The organism is Streptomyces sp. NBC_00572 (genome assembly GCF_026341815.1).
GTDB lineage: Bacteria > Actinomycetota > Actinomycetes > Streptomycetales > Streptomycetaceae > Streptomyces.
The window spans coordinates 6682100-6699237 of record NZ_JAPENX010000001.1; the positions used below are offsets into that span (position 1 = coordinate 6682100).

The window sequence follows — 17138 nt, forward strand, 5'->3', positions numbered from 1 at the left end:
GGTCACCAGATACACGCGCTCCTCCGCCATGTCCGGCGCCGCCCGTGTCACGAACCGCGACGGATGCCCGCCGGAGGCCGTCAGAGCCGGACCGTCCAGCTGACCGTGGACCTCATCGTCCGGGTGATGCTGCGGTCCCGCACCGAGGGCGTACGGTCCTCGGCCGTGAGTGACAGTGTGTGCCTCCGAAGGTCGTGCAGCCGCAGGGCCGGGTCGGACACGCGTACCTCGGTGCGGCCCGCGAGGGACTTCACCTCCCGCCCGTCCAGATGCCAGCGGATCGTGAGTTGACGCCCGTCCGCCCCCGTCAGCCGGGGTACGAGGGCTTTGGCTGCGTCGCCCGCGCGGAGGGTGCGATCGGTGGCCGTGACGGGGGAGGCGATCCGCGCCTCGCGGTAGAAGCCGGCGATCATCGCCTCCACTCCGGGCAGGTTGAAGGGCTTGTCGAGGGACCGCATCAGGGAGTTCTCGGTGGGGCGCCGCAGCCCGGTGACGTAGTAGCCGCCGCCCTCGTACGCGCCTACGGTGCCGCCGTCGGGAGACTGCTCACCGAGCCAGCGGTGCCACTTGGTGCCCCGGTCGGCCATGTCGTCGGCAGTGAGGGTGGTGATGTTGGAGTCGGCGGGCTCGGGACCCAGGTACCGCTCGTAGCCGGGGTAGTCGGGGTAGAAGTACTCGTCGGCGAGCTTGCCCAGCGAGTGGCCGGTCTCGTGGATCGCGACCTGGCCGGACTTCTCGTTGCCCGCCGAGGCCGTTGATATGCCCTCGTAGCCGAGGGTCTCACTGCGCTCGTTGTAGCCCGCGCCGCCGTACTTGGTGCTGTTGGCGAGGATGAGCACCAGGTCGGCCTCCGGCGCCTCCGCGACGTATCCGTCGACCTTGTCCTGGTCGATGCAGAGCAGCCGCTCGATCGTGTCGCACCAGAAGTACGAGCCGAGAGCCGTGTCCCGGACGGTGTCGGGAGAGGGGTCGCCGGAGACGCCGGACTCGTTCGAGACGGCGTCGACGGTCCAGACGTTGAAGAGGCCGCGGTACGTGGTGTACGGCTCGACGGCCGTCAGCTCGGCCCATTTCCGCTGGGCGTCGGCGTGGAAGCGGGGCAGTTCTGCGGCGGTGTAGCCGTCTCCGACGACGACGATGTCGAGCCGGTCGGCGGTGGGGCCGTTGTCGACCATCTTGGCCACCTCGCCGTCGGCGGCCACCTCGGTCGCCGTCAGGCGGGAGGCCGCCCGGTTCCGGCCCTCGGCCGGCACACGCGTGTGGCCGGACCCGGCGGACGTCCCGTGTTCCGGCCCGGGTATCTCGACCTCGACCCGGGCCGTGGGGGGCGCCGTCGGGTCCGCGGCTGCGCTGCCGGGTGCGGCGGCGAGTACCGCCGTGAGGGCGACGGTCACTCCGACCGCCATGACTCCTCGTCGTGCTGAACGCATGAAATCAGCCCCTTGCCAGGCGAGTTAAGTGCATCAGTAAATGTGCTGAAGGAGTCGCTTAACCTAGAGGGGAGGCGAGGGGGTGCGCAATGCCTACTGCTTCTGAATACTGGGCAGTTCACGAACCAGGGGGATCCGCATGGACGATCCGGCCACGATCGGCCACCGAGTGCAGCGGCTGCGCGCTCAACGCGGACTGACGCAGCGACAGTTGGCCGAGCCTTCCTACACCCCCGCGTATGTGTCGACGCTGGAGTCGGGCAAGGTCAGGCCTTCGGAGACCGCACTGCGGTTCCTCGCGGAGCGGCTCGGTACGTCGTACGAGGAGCTGGCCACCGGCAGGCCCGCGCACCTCGCCACGGAGCTGCGGCTCGCTCTCGTCGACGCGCGCCGGCAGCTGGCCACCGGGACGGCGGAGGAGGCCGCCGTGAGCTACCGGCGCCTGCTCACCGACGCGGAGGGCCTCGGCCTCGTGCCCGAGCAGGCCGAGGCGCTGCTCGGGCTCGGCGACTGCGCCCTGGAAACCGGTGAACTGGTCGACGCGGGCCACCACTTCCAAGCCGCAGAGCGGCTCCTCGCCGAGAAGCCGCTGCCCCGCCGCGCACGAGCGATCCGTGGCCGTGCCGTCGCACACCTCCTTGCCGGCGAGCTGCGTTACGCCTGCTACCTCCTCGAGTCCACCATCGACGAGCTCGGCGCGAGCGGTCTGGCCGACCCCGAGGCGCTGGTCATCCTGTACGCCGCCGTGATCGGCCCGTACATGGACATGGGCGCCCACGCCCGTGCCGCGCACGCCGCCGAGCTCGCCCTGGCGCTCGCTCCGCAGGTCGACGACCCGGCGCTGGTGGCGGGCATGCACCGGCAGGTGGCCCGCACCTTCCTCGCCGAGGGGCGCACGGCTGACGCGGATGCCTCACTGGCCAAGGCGCAGGCGATCTACCAGCAGCTCAGCCTGCGTACCGATCTCGCGCACTGCCACTGGATGCGCGGCTACGTCCAGGCTCAGAACGGAGAACTCGCCTCGGCCGAACAGGAGTTGCGTGCCGCCCGGGACATGCTGAATGTCAAACGCGCGGCGCTGTTCACCGCGCACGTGGAGGTGGAGCTGGCCGATGTCCTCCGGCGGCTCGGACGGCACAGCGAGGCGTCGGACCTGCTCTCCGCATTTCTTGAGCCCGGTGATCGGCACGGCGCCGTGCACGCGGGGGGTGCGCACAGGCTGCTCGGGCTGATCGCCGAGGAGCGAGGGGACAGCGAGACAGCCGAGGAGCACTACGTCATGGCGCTGGGGCTGCTGGAGCGCAGCGGCGCGAGCGGCGACCTCGCCGACCTGTGTCGTCTGCTGGGCGACCTTCTGCGCCGCGGCGGCCGTACCGAGGCCGCGCTGGACGCGTACCGCACGGGGCTGGGCCACCGGTCGCCCCCCGGCACGACGACGCTGGGGCCGGCTCCGACGGCGGTGGCGTTCCCGCGGCACTGACGGCGAGTTCGATCTGGACGAGGATGACGTCGCACACGGGCCGGTCACTGAGAAGAGACAGGACGACGTCCACGTTTCACTGCCCTCGGCGCGCAGGAGCTGGAACTAGGCTCGTCTCTCGTGGAACCGCCTGAGCACCGCGCCGAAGGCGCGGGACCGTTCACCACCCGGCTCACCTGGCACCGCCCCGATGGGGGGACGGTGGTATGGGCGTCGCGGCTCGCACGCAAGCGCGGGGCGCTGTCCGTCCGTACCCCCGATGGCACGGTCGTCATGTCCCCGACTGCCGATGCCGCGGCCCTCGACCGGCTTCGGAGGCTCAACTTCCTCGCCTCGGGTGCGTTCTTCCTAGGCGGAATGCTCTTCGCTCTCGGCGCCGGGGTCGCCCAGTTCGGTTCGGGCGACCCGGTCGAGAGCGCCTCGATCTACTTCACGGGCGGGCTGTTCTTCACCACCGGGGCCTACACCTCGCTCCTGCAGGTACTGAACGCGCCTCGCCACTCCCAAGGGGGCGGCGCCCTGGCAACGGGCCGCTGGCGGTGGTGGGGGTACGAGCCGATGCGCCTGGACTGGCTCAGCACGTTCGTGCTGTTCGCCGGGACACTTGTGTTCGGAGTCAACCTGCTGGATTCCTTCCTGCAGGGGCTCACCGTCCAGCAGAGCAACCGGCTGATCTGGACTCCCGACGTGATCGGGTGCGTGCTGTTCCTGGTCTCGGGGCATCTCGCCTTCGCCGAGATCTGCCACCGCTCCCGGCCCTGCGTCCGCTCGCGCAGCCTCGGCTGGTGGGTGGTCGCGGTGAACCAGTTCGGGTCGGTGCTCTTCATGGTCGCCGCAGTGGCCGCCTTCACCCGGCCCACGACCCAGAGCCTGGTCAACACCGACATCGCCAACTGGGGGACACTGTGCGGTGCGCTGTGCTTCTCGCTCGGTGGTGTACTCCAGGCCTTCGAACGACCCTAGGACTCGGCCGCGCCGCACGTTCCACCGCCTCCCGCCCTGGGCCTAGTCGTGGGTGATCACCAAAAGTGACGAGGCCGGTGACGGGCGCGAGGCCGGCAGTTCGGGCCCTGAAGGCGCCGGTGACGAAGAGGCACAGGTCATCGTGGTGGGGGCGGGTCCGGCGACAGCGCCGGCATGGTCGGTCCGTGGAGCGGCGCGGGCATCGCCCAGGCCATGGAGGCCGCCGAGGTGGCGGCGGACATCATCGCCCTCGCGCTGGCCCGCCCGGCCGGACCGCGCCGGGAACACGCCTCGCACCCGTACCCGGCCGAGATCCGGCCATGATCACGCCGATCGCCGGCGGAGTGCGCCCGAAGTCGATCGTGCCCTTCCAAGCTCGATCGACCCGTCGCGGTTCTGCACGCACCAGCTCACTGACCACCCCCGCACACCCGGCTCAGACGCGGACGATGACGAGGGCGATGTCGTCACTGGCTCCGCTGGCGACGCCGAGTCGCGCGAGCAGCGTGTCGGCCAGCTGAGCCGGGTCAAGGTCGACGAGGTCGCCCAGGGCGGTGGTGAGCCGGTCCAGGCCGGTGTCGATGTCCTCGTCGCGGCGTTCGATCAGTCCGTCGGTGTAGAGGACGAGGGTGTCACCCTGGCGGTAGGAGGTGCCGGCCTGCGGCCGGGGAACGTGCTCGGGTCTGGCTCCCAGCGGCGGGTCGGTTGCCTGGTCCAACAGCTCGCACGTGCCGTCCGTGTGCAGCAGGACCGGCGGCGGGTGCCCGGCGCTGGAGTAGACGAGCAGCCTGGAGCGGGTGTCCACGAGCACACTGACCGCGGTCGCGGCGAGCGCGCCGTCGACGGAGCGGGCGTACATGCCCAGCACTTCCAGGGCCCCGGCCGGCCCGGCCACCGCCCGACTGGCCGCGGACAGCGCGCTGCGGAGCATGCCCATGACGGTGGCCGCCTCCAGCCCGTGCCCGACGACGTCGCCCACGGCGACGGTGAACCGCCCCTCGTCCAGGTCGACGGCGTCGTACCAGTCGCCGCACACGTTCAGCGAACCGACCGCCGGCAGATAGCGCACCGCCACGTCACTGTGCCGGGCCAGGTCGGGGGAGTGCAGCATCGCCTCCTGCAAGGTGACGGCGACCTCCCGCTCCCGTGCGTGCGCTGCCCGCAGCTCCTCGTTCAGACGCTGCAGCTCCCGCGCGCGGGCGTACAGCTCGGCCTCCATCCCCTCCTCACGCTCGGTCATCCGCCGCCCCTCGCGCCGGCTGCGGAACCGGCGGGAGTGCATGAAGGCGGTCACGTCCTCCACGCGGTGGATGATCCACGCGACCCGCCCGTCCGCGTTCTTGACCGGGGTGTTCACCGGCGACCACCAGCGCTCCTCGAACACACCGGGCTGCGAGACGACGGGGATGTCGTACTTCTGCACCGCCATGGTGTCGGCCTCACCGGTGGCCAGCACCCGCCCCAGCGACGCCCCCAGGTTCTTCACCCCGTCCGCGTCCGGGTCGTCGGGATTGTCGGGGAACGCGTCGAACACGTGCCGCCCGAGCAGATCGTCCCGGGTGCGACCGGTCGCCCGCAGGTACGCCTCGTTGACGTCCACGATCACCAGATCCGGTGCCAGCACCAGATAAGGGCTGGGCGTCGCGGCGAACAACGCTCCGTGGTCGATCTCCGGCCTCACAGACGTTCCGATCCTCGTCCCGAGAGGAGCCCCCTCAGGCCAGCGTACGCAGCGCTCCGGCCGACCGCGCCTCAGCAGGCCCGTGCGGCGGGAAAGCGGGCATCACCCGGCCACTCCACTGCGGTGGCCGGGTGGGTGGGGTGGGCGTTGCATGGGAGGCAGTGCGGTCCACACCCGTCTCGTCGCAGGGGCGTCCACACAGTGGTTGGTGAAGATCATCCGGACAGCCGGTCCGTCCCCGAGGGGCTGGGGGCGCCGTGCTGGACGCGCTCTCTCGACATTTCCGTACGGCGGCCGAGTTCTGCGAGCTCGGCTCCCCGGCGCGCTGCCCGTGGATTCGCCGTAGCGTGTCCGGACGGGCCGCTGACCGAAGCGATCCGGTGGGCGATGTCGGCTCTCCCTCTCGTGAGGAGCCCACCGAGCCACGCTGACGGCTCCACGGCTCCACCGCCACGAACACGGAACGTCGCGGCGCTGAGTCGCTCTGTCGCCATGCCGGGGGTGCCGGACTCCCGTGAGGGCTCCAGAGTGGGCCCATGAAGCAGATCGCGGTAGGAGCGAACGGATCCAACGGGAGCCTGGCGGCGGTCGACTGGGCAGCGGGGGAGGCCGCTTCGCGCGGATCCGGGCTCCAGCTGGTGAACGCGTCGCTGTGGCCCGAACACCAGGTCGCCGCAGTGCGGGAGTCACGGGACGTCCGTACGGAGCGGGCGAGGGCCCTGCTGGCGGAGGCCAGTGAGCGCGCCCGCACGAGCCACCCGGATGTCGTCACCGCGACAGAGGAGACCGAGGACGCACCCGCCCGGCTCCTGCTGGCGCGTGCGGCCGATGCCGAGCTGCTGGTCCTGGGCTCGCATCGCGCGGGCAACGGCTCCGGATACCTCTCCGGCCATGTGGCCCAGGAGGTCCTGGCCGCGGCGGAACGCCCGGTCGTGCTGGTACGGGAAGGCGCCGCCCCGGGCGGCGACAAGCGGGTCGTCGTCGGTCTGGACGTACAGCACCCCGCGGACGAGCTGCTGGGCTTCGCCTTCGACTTCGCAGCCCGCCGCGGAGTCCCCCTGCACATCGTGTCGGCCTGGCACTCCGCCCTGCCGCACCACCGCGACGGCAGGGACGGATCCGAGGCGGCCGCTCGGCTGCGAACGGCGCTCACGGCCGCCGCCGAACGCCACAGAAAGCAGTTCGCGAAGGTCGATGTGACCGAGGAAGTCGTCCACGACAGGCCCGGCAACAGCCTCCTCGAAGCAGCCTCCGGCGCCGGACTGCTGGTAGTGGGCCGACGGAAGCGGCGGGCCGTGCCGGGGACGCACATCGGCGCCGTGACCCAGGCGGCGCTCCACCACGTCGCCTGCCCCGTGGCCGTCGTGTCCCACGCCTGAGGCGCCGCCCCCTCCGCCGCTCCCTGCGCGTCCGGGCCGGAAGCACCGGAGCGCCGTGTCCAGGGGCGATCCGACCAACACCTCGTCGAACCGGGCCGTCCCGCACCGGGTGCGCCGACGCGACGCCCCCCGGCAAGCCCCACACCGCGACGCACGGCGAGTCCGACGGCCGTGGCGAAAGGAAGATCTGACGTGGCCACACCCCAGAGCCCCACCGGGCCCACCCCCGAGGACCACGTCATCGTCATCTCCGGTGCCACCGGAGACCTCGCTCGCCGCAAGCTCCTACCCGGCCTGTACCACCTGGCCAGAGCGGGACTGCTGCCCGACCGCTACCGGATCATCGGATCGGCCCCCGCCGCCGTCGCCCTCGGCGACGACGCGTTCCGCGTACACGCGCACGAAGCCGTCACCGAGTTCGGCCGGGCCACGCCCGAGGGTCAGGAGTGGCGGGACTTCGAGAGCCGGCTGACCTTCGGCGCCGCCGACCCGGAAGACCCCGGCCCGCTCCTCGCCGCCGTACAGGAGGCGCAGCGGGCGATCGGCGGCAGTCCACGGCTCCTCCACCACCTCGCCGTACCCCCTCAGGCATGCGCCTCGGTCGTGCAGACGCTCGGTGCCTCCGGGCTCGCCCAGGACGCCCGCGTGATCGTGGAGAAGCCGTTCGGCACGGACCTCGCCTCCGCCCGTGCCCTCAACCAGGCCATCCACGCCGTCTTCGACGAGTCCCGCGTCTTCCGCATCGATCACTTCCTGGGCAAGGAGTCCGTCGACAACATCCTCGCCCTGCGCTTCGCCAACGGACTCCTGGAGCCGGTCTGGAACCGCGACCACATCAGCCACGTACAGATCGACGTTCCCGAACACATCGACATCCAGGGCCGCGCCCACTTCTTCGAAGGCACCGGCACCCTCCGCGACATGATCGTCACGCACCTTTTCCAGCTCCTCGGCTTCATCGCCATGGAACCGCCGGCCACCCTGGACGCGAACGCGCTGCGCGCGGAGAAGGACAAGGTCTTCCAGAGCCTGCGCCCCCTCGATCCGGCCCACGTGGTCCGTGGACAGTACGACGGCTACCGGGACGAGTCCGGAGTCGACCCGGTCTCCGACACCGAGACCCTCGCGGCCCTGCGCCTCGAGATCGACAACTGGCGCTGGGCCGGCGTCCCCTTCTACCTGCGCTCCGGCAAGGCCCTCGCCGAGAGCCGGCACGTGATCACCCTCGGCTTCCGCGAGCCACCTCTGCGCATGTTCCCGCTGGCTGCCCAGGAATCCGCCGACGGCCGCCACAACGAGCTGGTCATCGACTTCGAGGACCCCGGAACCGTCACGGCGCGCTTCCTCGCCAAGCAGCCCGGCCCCCAGATGCGCCTGACGCAGGCCGAGATGGTCTTCGACTACGCCGGTTCGTTCAACGAGGACCATGCCCTGGAGGGCTACGAGCGCCTCATCCTGGACGCGATGCTGGGTGACCAGTCCCTCTTCACCGACGCCGCAGGCATCGAACGCCTCTGGGCGGTGGCCGCTCCCCTGCTGCAGTCCCCACCGCCGGTCGAGCCGTACGCCCAGGGATCCTGGGGACCGGACAGCCTGCGCCGGCTCATCAGGCCCCACCGCTGGTATCTGCCCGAAGGCGGTTGACACCGCGACCGCGGCCCTTCGCAACCTTCCCGGGGCCCGATCTGCGGGATCAAGGCCGCCACCTCTCGGCCCCGATCCTCCGCGTTCACACCGTGCGGTACTGCTGGGCCTTGCCGCGGTCCCGCACGCTGATGCCTCGTGCCTGCAACTCCTCGCGGGCCTCGTCGGCGGCGCCGGTGCGGTCGTCGGCGATCGCCCTTCGGCGCTTCCGCAGCAAGGCGTGGGTGGACTCGTCGAGGTCCGGTGTCCCGTCGACCCAGACGGTGTAGGCGGACTCGTGCGGTTCGACGGTGCCGCTCCAGGGGTAGCCGTGCTGTTCGAACGCGGACCGCAGGCGACCCGCGAGGCCGCTGTCGACCCGCGTACGGACGTGTTCCCCACCGTCGGCACCACGCAGCACCAGGTCGTGGCCGTCGGTGAACACCTCGGCGAGCCGCGCTCGTTCGACGTGGCGACCGCCGCCGCCGTCATGGACGACGATGCTGTCCGCGCCCACCTCGACCACGGGATTCTCCGCGCGCCAGACGCCCGCCACCCATGCCCCGGCCAATGCGCCGGCGAGAGTCAGCGCAGGCACGGCCCAGACGAGCGGCAGGGCGGCCGCCAACTTGAGCGGACCCGGTACGCCGTCGAAGATGCGGATGATCCAGTCGGCGACCGGACCCACGGCGAACGCGGCACCGGCACCGAGCCCGGCCCCGACCAGGATGACGCCCCACAGCCACGCCTCGGGAAGTCGCACCGTGACCGGGGGTTCGTGCCGGACCATCGTCGCTCTCACTCTCTCTCGCTCTCCGTCCCCTCACGTGGGTCCGACGGTTGCTCTCCCGGCCACCTTCACAGCCCTGCACGGTCCCGCACATCGGCCGAGAGTCTCCGAGACGGCCGCCCGAGTACGACTTTGGTCTCGGCCTCGGCATTCGGGCGTCGCTGTACCCGCCGTACCCTCCCCGGACCGTCCAGGCGGGTACTCGGGGGTGTGGCCGACCTGGGCGCCGAGGCCTGCCGGTGTGCGAACGGCGGCCGCCACGTGCGAACGGCGGCCGGCCGCACCGACCTGGCCGTCACCGACCCGACGCCCGACGGATCGCCCGTCACCTCGTCTCCCGACGGACGGCTCGCCCATGGGGCCCGTGCCGTCTCCTCCGTCGTCGACATCGTCGACATCGTCGACCTGGAGACGCTGGATCGCCCGGAGTCGTACGCGGCGTCCGACACCGCGCCATCCGGTGAGCGTCCGGAGCGGCGCGCGATCTCGCACCTCACCGGACGGTTCCCTCCTCCAGCAGTGTCATCAGCGCGCGGGCCGCCGGGCTGGTGGCTTGCGGCGGTGGCAGCAGGGCCACCGTTTCGTAGACGGCCTCGCCGGTGTCGGCAAGAGGGACGGCGTGCAGGGAATCCCGCTTGTGCCGGAAGTGCCGCGGTACGGCGGCGACACCGAGGTCCTCCTCCACCAGGTCCAGGAGGCTGTGTACGTCGTTCACCTCCAGGCTCACGGTTCGCGGTACGCCCGCGGTGGCGAAGGTCGCGTCCGTGGCCCGACGCGGTCCCCAGCCGGGGTGGAAGTCGACGAACTCCTCCCCGCTGAGGTCGCGAAGCGCGAGGACCGGCCCGGCCATGGCGAGCGGGTGCCCGGGGTGGCACAGAAGCGTCATCGGCTCGGCCGCCAGCGGCACCGAGCGCAGGTGGTCGGAGTCCGCCCGGGTGCGGTACGCGAAGGCCAGGTCGAGGCGCCCCCCGGCGACATCCTCGGCCAGAGCGAGTCCGCCCTCCTGACGGAGCCGTATCTCCACCTCCGGGTGCCGTCGCCTGAACGTGGCAAGGAGCCCCGCCACGTGCACTCCCGCGACACACTGCTCGGACCCGAGGGAGAGCGTGCCGCGCACCACGCCCTGCACGGCCGCCACCGCCTCGTGCGCGGCCCGTACCTGCGTCAGGATGCGTTCCGCCTCGACCAGCAGCGCCCGCCCTGCCTCCGTCAGCGTCACCCGGCGGGTGCTGCGTACGAACAGCGGAGCCCTCAGATCCCGCTCCAGGGTCCGGATCGACGCGGAGAGACCTGACTGGGAGACCATGAGCCGCTCCGCAGCCCGAGTGAAGTGCCGGGCCTCGGCGACGGCGACGAAGTGCTGGAGATGCCGCAGTTCCATGATTCAGAAGGCTACGCGCTGAATCGCATCGGATTCTCCTGTTGGATTCATACCCATGGGTCGAGGGAGATTGGTGACGGCACCACCACCTCCCCGCCACACCCCGGTCACCGGGGCCGCCCCCATGCCATGGAGTCGCGTTGTACACCGCACATTCCGCTCGCTATGCCGACATGCTGTACCGACGTACCGGGCGCAGCGGCCTGAAGCTCCCCGCCCTCTCCCTGGGGCTGTGGCACAACTTCGGCCCGGACCGCCCGGCGGAGACCCAGCGCGCCATCCTGCGCCGCGCCTTCGACCTCGGGATCACCCACTTCGACCTGGCGAACAACTACGGCCCCCCGCCCGGCTCGGCGGAGTCCGCCCTCGGCGACTTCCTGCGCACGGATTTCGCGCCCTACCGCGACGAACTGATCGTCTCCACCAAGGCCGGATACCTGATGTGGCCCGGCCCGTACGGCGAATGGGGCTCCCGCAAGTACCTCCTGTCGTCGCTCGACCAGAGCCTGCGCCGGCTCGGCCTCGACCACGTCGACATCTTCTACTCGCACCGCTTCGACCCGGAGACCCCCCTGGAGGAGACCATGGGCGCATTGCACTCCGCGGTCCAGCAGGGCAAGGCGCTGTACGTCGGCGTCTCCAACTACTCGGCCGAGCAGACCCGCGAGGCAGCCCGCATCCTCGGCGAGCTGGGCACCCCCCTCACTCTTCACCAGCCCCGATACTCGATGCTCGACCGACGCCCGGAGGACGAGGGCCTGCTCGACGCCCTCGACGGTCTGCGGACCGGTTCCATCGCCTACTCCCCGCTGGAACAGGGACTGTTGACCGGACGCTACCTGGACGGCATCCCCGAGGACTCCCGCGCCGCGAGCGACAGCCCCTTCCTGAACAGGGACTCCGTCACCGAGGACCTCGTGACCCGATTGCGCGCGCTGAACGACCTCGCCGCGTCCCGTGGCCAGACCCTGGCCCAGCTCGCCCTCGCCTGGGTGCTGCGCGGCGGCCGTGTCACCTCGGCCCTCGTGGGGGCGAGCAGCACACGACAGCTTGAGGACAGCGTTGCCGCCCTCCACCAACTCGACTTCGACACCGAGGAACTGGCCCTCGTCGACACCCTGACGCGTTCCTGACGCGGTGCGAGCACCGCTCTTCGGGACTCCTCCACCGGAGGCGTGATCCAGCCGTGGTTCGATCACCTGATCGGCCCATCGGTTCCTGGAGTGTGCGCGTGGCCGGGCAGCATCCCGACACTCGTCGCCGGCCGCTACGAGCTGGTCGAACGGCGTCCCCGTCATCGGGCTTGGTCGTGACATCGGCCACCGCGCCGACGCCACGACCAAGCCGTGTCACAGCGGAATCGTGATCGCCGGATCAGGGAGGCACCGCCTCCGCGGTGGCGCGCACGACGAGACGGATCGGCAGCTTCTGATGCTGTCCTCAACGGTCGGCGAGTCCCTGACGGCCACCGTCTCCTGTGCGAGGGGGTGCCCGGCCGGCCGCCACGTCCGGTCGGGCCCGTGCCATGCCTGGACCTGCGAGGAGGTCTCCGCACAGCCGGTGTCGCCCACGCCCGGCCCCGCGCCGATCGCGTTCGGGCAAGCCCGGCGCAGCGGGTCCCAGGAGACGGGCTCGCGGGCCTGCTCCGCCACACTCGCGGACTGCCCGCCGCGCCGATCGGTAGCGACGCACGAACCGATCGACGCGGCCGGTCCTGTCGGCGTGGGGCTAGGCTCCGTGAAATGGAGCGAGCTGAGGTTCTGAAGCGAGTGATCGCCATCCTGACGGAGGCTCAGGAGATCCGCCGGGCCGTGGAGGACGAGAGCGACGGCGAGGAGGCCTTCGAGGTCGCGTCCGAGATCGAGCCGCGGGTGGTCACCCAGATGCTGAACGAGATGCTGCCCCACATCAGCGTGCCGGCCGACGCCGCACCGCAGGAAGTCGCCCACCTGCTCGCCGCGGCGCTCGGGCCCGCGCTCCACACGATGGTCTCCGGGTTCACTCTGGCCTTCGCGAGTCTCGCCGTGGCGCACGACGAGGGGCGGACCGACATCTCCTCCGCCGAGGTGCTGCAGTCCCTCGCTCTCCAGGTGGAGTCAGGCCGTTTCGACGAGGGCGCCTGACCGGCCCACCCGTGCGACGACGGGCTGTCCGGCCGAGGAATCGATGGCCCGTACGTCGGTGGCGCCCCGCGTGGTGGTGTCGTACAGGCGGATTTTGTAGCCGGAGCCGGCGACCCAGGTTCGTTCGAGTACGAGGTAGCGCTCGGGGTCGTCGGGGAAGGCCAGGATGGACGGTAACGCCGGTGTCGGGGCCCCAGGCGCTGGTCGGGTCGGACTCGGCGAAGATCTTCTCGATGGGGTACGCGAACTGTCCGAGCACCCGGCCGCCGCGGGACGGCCGCGTGACGCGGACGAGAGCGCCGTGCGTCAGGTCGGGCACCGGACCGTCCTGGAGCAGCCGGCCTTCGACCGTGCTGGACGCGACGGTGCCGCGGGCGCCGAAGGTGAGCGCCTCGACGGCCTGGTTCCGGCGCGTCCCGCGCTCCGCGGTGATCAGGTAGTTCTCCGGCAGCCGCAGCCGGCCGCTGTGGGTGCCGTCGGAGTCGGAGATCTCGATGGACGGCCGGATCACCGGCGCGCCGGCGACGGCGGGCCGGTCGCCCTCCTGCCCCCACCAGTAGGGGCAGTCGCGCGGGTCGACGCAGATCTCCTCCGGGTCGATCGCCTTGCCGTCGCCAAGGGCGGGGGACGGGTACACCGAAGGAGCGGTCGTTGCTGATGAGGACGTACCCGCCGGTGCATCGGTCGCGGTCGATCCCGGAGAGGCCGCCGGCCGTGGTCCCCAGGAAGTCGAGCCTGTACGGGACGGTGTTCTCGCCGAGCGGCCAGGCCTGCACCGCACGCTTCGACTCCGGTGCGGGCGCGCCGGGTTGGGGTGCGGCGGCGATGACGGGGGCGAGGGTGGACGTGACGAGCAGGGCCGCGGCGCAGGCGCGGCGGATCAGGGAGGCCCTCATACCGATGATCACGTGCCGGCCCTCACTCGCCCCACAGTCACCCGGGCGAGTGTTTCTTCCGCTCACCGGACCGACCGTCGGATGATGGACGGCGACCGGGTAGTCCTCGGACCGTCTGTTGGTGGTGCAGGAATCGGGCCCCGATGACCAGCGGAAACGGCTTCCGCGGGGTTCCGATCATCGATTGTCGGTCCGGTGGTGGCGGATGGATCGATCGAGGAAAACCCTTGGACGGCGCGAGTGTCCGCGCGGAACACTGCCAACCCTGTCCAGTTCGATCAGACAAAGCAGGGTTGGGATGGAAAAGCCTGAATCGCGCAAGACTTCGCCGGGCGGGGGCCCTGTGCTCCTCGCACTTCGTTACTACGGAAAGGAGTTGGTCCGGCTCAAGCGGCTGGCAGTGCCCGCGATGCTGCTTCCGGCGTTGGGCAACATCGGCATCTTCTACATCGCGCCGCTCGTGGTCGCGAAGCTCGTCGGCCGTATCGCGGGGGGCGCCGACAGTGGTATCGGCCCGATGCTGCCCTACGTCCTCGGCTTCGCCGGCGTGCTCCTGCTCGCCGAGACCCTCTGGCGCTTCGGACTGCACTGCCTGAACCGCCTCGACGCCCTCGGCATCGAGCACCTGTACGTGATCGGCATGGACGAGCTGTTCGCCAAGGACGCCGCCTTCTTCCACGACAACTTCGCCGGCTCGCTGACCAAGCGGGTGTTGAGCTTCGCCTCCCGCTTCGAGGAGTTCGTCGACACGCTCACCTTCTCGGTCATGGGCAAACTGGTCCCCCTCGCGTTCGCGTCGGTGGTGCTGTGGACGTACGAACCCCTGCTCGTCGTCGGGCTCCTGGTGATGATCGCGGTGACGGCCCTGTGCGTGCGGCCCCTGATCCGTCGTCGGCAGACGCTCGTCGACCAGCGCGAGGAGGCCATCGCCCGGGTCTCCGGCCACGTCGCCGACTCCCTGATGAACATGGACACCGTCCGGTCCTTCGCCGCCGAACACCGCGAGGCCGCCGAACACCGCTCCCGCGTCGCCGAATCGCGGCGGCTCAGCCTGCGTTCGTGGGACTACGGAAACCTGCGCATCGACACCGTGGTCGCGCCGATGTCCGTATTGACCAACGCCCTCGGACTGCTGCTCGCCCTCTCGCTCGGCGCGGGAGAGCACGGCGTCGAGGCGGTCGTCGTCGCCTTCACCTACTACTCCAACGCCACACGGATCATGTTCGAGTTCAACCAGATCTACCGCCGCCTGGAAAGCTCGATGACCGAGGCCGCGCAGTTCACCGAATTGCTGCTGACCCCGCCGACCGTACGGGACCCGGCCGTGCCGGAGCCGCTCCTCGTCAAGGGCGCCGACGTGCGCTTCGAGAAGGTGAACTTCGCCCACGCGGGCGCGAAGCCGCTCTTCGAGGACCTCGACCTGGCCGTGCCCAGCGGGGCGAAGGTCGGGTTCGTCGGCAGGTCCGGCGGCGGTAAGACCACCCTGACCCGACTGCTGCTGCGGATGACGGACATCGACGGCGGCCGCATCACGATCGGCGGACAGGACATCAGCAGGCTGCGGCAGGCCGAACTGCGCAGCCTGATCGCCTACGTGCCGCAGGACCCGGCGATGTTCCACCGCACCCTGCGGGAGAACATCGCGTTCGCCCGGCCGCACGCCACCGATGCCGAGATCCACCGTGCGGCCGAGGCGGCGCATGTCACGGAGTTCGTCCATGCGCTTCCCGACGGCTTCGACACGATGGTGGGCGAGCGCGGCGTGAAGCTCTCCGGCGGGCAGCGCCAGAGAGTCGCCCTCGCGCGGGCGATCTTGCGCGACGCGCCGATCCTGCTGCTCGACGAGGCGACCAGCGCCCTGGACTCCGAGAGCGAGGTCCTCGTCCAGGACGCGCTCTGGCGCCTCATGGAAGGGCGGACCGCGCTGGTGGTGGCCCACCGGCTGAGCACGGTCGCCACCATGGATCAGCTCGTCGTCCTCGACCGCGGACGGATCGCCGAGCAGGGCACACATCACGAGCTGCTCGCCGCGGAGGGCGCGTACGCGAAACTGTGGCAGCACCAGTCGGGCGGCTTCCTCGACGGCGACCCTGCCGGGGCCGGCCTGACGTAGGACCCGGCAGGGACGCGGGCGTGCCCCGGCGTCGTTGTCCTTGGAGCAGGAGCCGCACTTGGTTCGGCCCCGCCTGATGTTCGTCGGGGCCACCGTGGCTTCGGCCCCGCACACACAGCGGCAGCGCCACCGGTCGGTGGTTTTTCCGGGAGAGGTCTCCAGAGGCTCGAACCCGGCCTCTCGAGCCTCGGCGGCTGCTTTCGACGCGTCGGTTCGGCCGTCGGCCCGGGGGCACTTCTTACACCCCGTCGTTCCTGACCGGACGAAGGACAGCCGCGTCATGACGTCGTTCCCGCACGAGCAGCGGCAGCGCCACGGGTCCGTGGTCCGGCCCGGGTAGGGCTCCAGCGGTTCGAAACCGGCCGCGCGCATCTCGGCCGCGGCTTGCTCGGCGTTTGACGAATGGGAGGAGCAGAAGCGGCAGCGGCTCCCTCCGTTGTTGACGTTGGAGTAGGTCGGGGTGCTGTCGCGGCCGCAGGCGGGGGCGAGTGGCCAGTTCCAGGACGTGGGCCACCCCTGCGGCGCCGAGGTGGGAGACGTCGAAGATCATGCCGAGTCGTTCCATCTCCGCCAAGGCCCGGACTCCGGCGGTCGTGAGCCGGGAACCGGTGGCGTCCTCTCCGCTGCCGTCGGCGAGCGGGGTGCGGTTCCAGTGCGCGATGGAGGCGACGCGTACACCGAGGCGGTGAAGGGTGTGGAACAGCTCGACGTCGGCGTCGACGCCCGGCGCGCTCTCCAGGGCGAGCACGAGTGCGATCTTCGACGCGGCGAGAGCGGCGTCGATCTCGGCGCCGTCCTTGCAGAGGGCCACGGTGTCCGGGTTCCCCTCCGCCAGGATGTGCGCGGTCTCGATCATCCGCAGGGTGCGGCGCAGCGCGCCTTCCGGCCGGTAGGGGTCGTCGATGAAGACGGGCAGCACCTGGATGTCCACGCCTCCCTGCCTGGAGCTGCGGCAGCCAGCGTTCGCGGAAGAAGTCCGCCCAGCGATGCGGGGGCCGAGCCGACACCGCCATCAGCAGATCGTTGTGGGTATCGGCGACGATGGCGCGTCGGTGGAGATCAGAGGTCACGTCGGGGCCTTCCAGTGAGAGTTCCCCCTAGGGCGGCCGATGGGCCCGCAGTTCATCCACGGCGACGAAGAAACTCGGTTGTCTTCGTCGTTCGGCCCAACCGGACCGGGGCCGCCTCGTACGAGTGGCGGCGGCGGGAGCCTCGCCCGCCTCAAGCGAAGGGGAGAGTGCCCCAGGGTGTCCTGGCTGCGGAGTAGGTGACGGTCGAG

The 17138-nt window shown here is 70.9% G+C and carries 13 protein-coding genes and 2 pseudogenes; 8 read left to right on the forward strand and 7 right to left on the reverse strand.

All coding sequences use genetic code 11. The features are described 5' to 3' along the window. Positions 1-80 precede the first annotated feature (80 nt). Positions 81-1406, reverse strand: coding sequence for a M64 family metallopeptidase (locus OG514_RS30245; protein ID WP_266900149.1), 1326 nt, complete (start codon positions 1404-1406; stop codon positions 81-83). Positions 1407-1569: 163 nt separating this feature from the next. Here OG514_RS30245 and OG514_RS30250 point away from each other — a divergent pair, with 163 nt between their 5' ends. The 3 genes from OG514_RS30250 to OG514_RS30260 all read left to right on the forward strand — a co-directional run bounded on the left by OG514_RS30250 (position 1570) and on the right by OG514_RS30260 (position 4197). Then, positions 1570-2910: a helix-turn-helix domain-containing protein gene (locus OG514_RS30250; protein WP_266900150.1), complete on the forward strand. Its 1341-nt coding sequence runs from the start codon at positions 1570-1572 to the stop codon at positions 2908-2910. Positions 2911-3030: 120 nt separating this feature from the next. Beyond that, positions 3031-3873 (forward strand): hypothetical protein, encoded by an 843-nt coding sequence (locus OG514_RS30255; protein WP_266900151.1) that lies wholly within the window; start codon positions 3031-3033, stop codon positions 3871-3873. A 174-nt stretch (positions 3874-4047) separates the two neighbouring features. After that, positions 4048-4197, forward strand: a complete 150-nt coding sequence (locus OG514_RS30260; RefSeq protein ID WP_266900152.1) for a hypothetical protein — start codon at positions 4048-4050, stop codon at positions 4195-4197. Between the two features lie 112 nt (positions 4198-4309). Here the strand turns inward: OG514_RS30260 and OG514_RS30265 are convergent, their stop codons facing one another. Further along, entirely contained in the window at positions 4310-5554 is a 1245-nt protein-coding gene (locus OG514_RS30265) for a PP2C family protein-serine/threonine phosphatase (protein ID WP_266900153.1), read from the reverse strand. A gap of 536 nt (positions 5555-6090) precedes the next feature. Between OG514_RS30265 and OG514_RS30270 the strand changes: the two genes are divergently transcribed. Together OG514_RS30270 and zwf are read left to right on the forward strand one after the other, a co-directional pair. Continuing rightward, complete coding sequence (locus tag OG514_RS30270) at positions 6091-6933, forward strand: universal stress protein (protein ID WP_266900154.1); 843 nt, start codon at positions 6091-6093, stop codon at positions 6931-6933. Between the two features lie 192 nt (positions 6934-7125). Further along, entirely contained in the window at positions 7126-8577 is a 1452-nt protein-coding gene (gene zwf / locus OG514_RS30275; protein ID WP_266900155.1) for a glucose-6-phosphate dehydrogenase, read from the forward strand. Between the two features lie 85 nt (positions 8578-8662). Here the strand turns inward: zwf and OG514_RS30280 are convergent, their stop codons facing one another. After that, a complete protein-coding gene (locus OG514_RS30280; protein ID WP_266900156.1) occupies positions 8663-9358 on the reverse strand; it encodes a hypothetical protein in 696 nt (231 codons plus the stop codon). 481 nt (positions 9359-9839) lie between these two features. After that, complete coding sequence (locus OG514_RS30285) at positions 9840-10727, reverse strand: LysR family transcriptional regulator (RefSeq protein ID WP_266900157.1); 888 nt, start codon at positions 10725-10727, stop codon at positions 9840-9842. A gap of 140 nt (positions 10728-10867) precedes the next feature. On the opposite strand from OG514_RS30285, the gene mgrA reads away from it, so the two are divergent. Both mgrA and OG514_RS30295 read left to right on the forward strand, forming a co-directional pair. Next, on the forward strand, positions 10868-11860 hold the full coding sequence (gene mgrA / locus OG514_RS30290) for an L-glyceraldehyde 3-phosphate reductase (protein ID WP_266900158.1): 993 nt from the start codon (positions 10868-10870) through the stop codon (positions 11858-11860). Positions 11861-12469: 609 nt separating this feature from the next. Further along, positions 12470-12850, forward strand: a complete 381-nt coding sequence (locus tag OG514_RS30295; RefSeq protein WP_266900159.1) for a hypothetical protein — start codon at positions 12470-12472, stop codon at positions 12848-12850. Here the strand turns inward: OG514_RS30295 and OG514_RS30300 are convergent. Together OG514_RS30300 and OG514_RS30305 are read right to left on the reverse strand one after the other, a co-directional pair. Beyond that, a complete protein-coding gene (locus tag OG514_RS30300; RefSeq protein WP_323181666.1) occupies positions 12824-13018 on the reverse strand; it encodes an esterase-like activity of phytase family protein in 195 nt (64 codons plus the stop codon). The genes OG514_RS30295 and OG514_RS30300 overlap by 27 nt on opposite strands. A gap of 103 nt (positions 13019-13121) precedes the next feature. Continuing rightward, positions 13122-13631, reverse strand: a pseudogene (locus OG514_RS30305) (esterase-like activity of phytase family protein); the annotation flags it as partial. Between the two features lie 413 nt (positions 13632-14044). Between OG514_RS30305 and OG514_RS30310 the strand changes: the two are divergent. Next, positions 14045-15859 carry an ABC transporter ATP-binding protein gene (locus OG514_RS30310; RefSeq protein ID WP_266900160.1) on the forward strand — a complete coding sequence of 605 codons (1815 nt, stop codon included), beginning with the start codon at positions 14045-14047 and terminating at the stop codon, positions 15857-15859. A gap of 481 nt (positions 15860-16340) precedes the next feature. Here OG514_RS30310 and OG514_RS30315 read toward each other — a convergent pair. Beyond that, positions 16341-16929: pseudogene (locus tag OG514_RS30315) on the reverse strand (dipeptidase); the annotation flags it as partial. Positions 16930-17138 lie beyond the last annotated feature (209 nt).

Bases quoted from the DNA above. Each gene is read 5' to 3' on its own strand.
- OG514_RS30245 (WP_266900149.1), bottom strand. From the start codon at position 1,406: ATGGCGGTCGGAGTGACCGTCGCCCTCACGGCGGTACTCGCCGCCGCA.
- OG514_RS30250 (WP_266900150.1), top strand. From the start codon at position 1,570: ATGGACGATCCGGCCACGATCGGCCACCGAGTGCAGCGGCTGCGCGCT.
- OG514_RS30310 (WP_266900160.1), top strand. From the start codon at position 14,045: ATGGAAAAGCCTGAATCGCGCAAGACTTCGCCGGGCGGGGGCCCTGTG.
- OG514_RS30295 (WP_266900159.1), top strand. From the start codon at position 12,470: ATGGAGCGAGCTGAGGTTCTGAAGCGAGTGATCGCCATCCTGACGGAG.
- OG514_RS30260 (WP_266900152.1), top strand. From the start codon at position 4,048: ATGGTCGGTCCGTGGAGCGGCGCGGGCATCGCCCAGGCCATGGAGGCC.
- OG514_RS30285 (WP_266900157.1), bottom strand. From the start codon at position 10,727: ATGGAACTGCGGCATCTCCAGCACTTCGTCGCCGTCGCCGAGGCCCGG.
- OG514_RS30270 (WP_266900154.1), top strand. From the start codon at position 6,091: ATGAAGCAGATCGCGGTAGGAGCGAACGGATCCAACGGGAGCCTGGCG.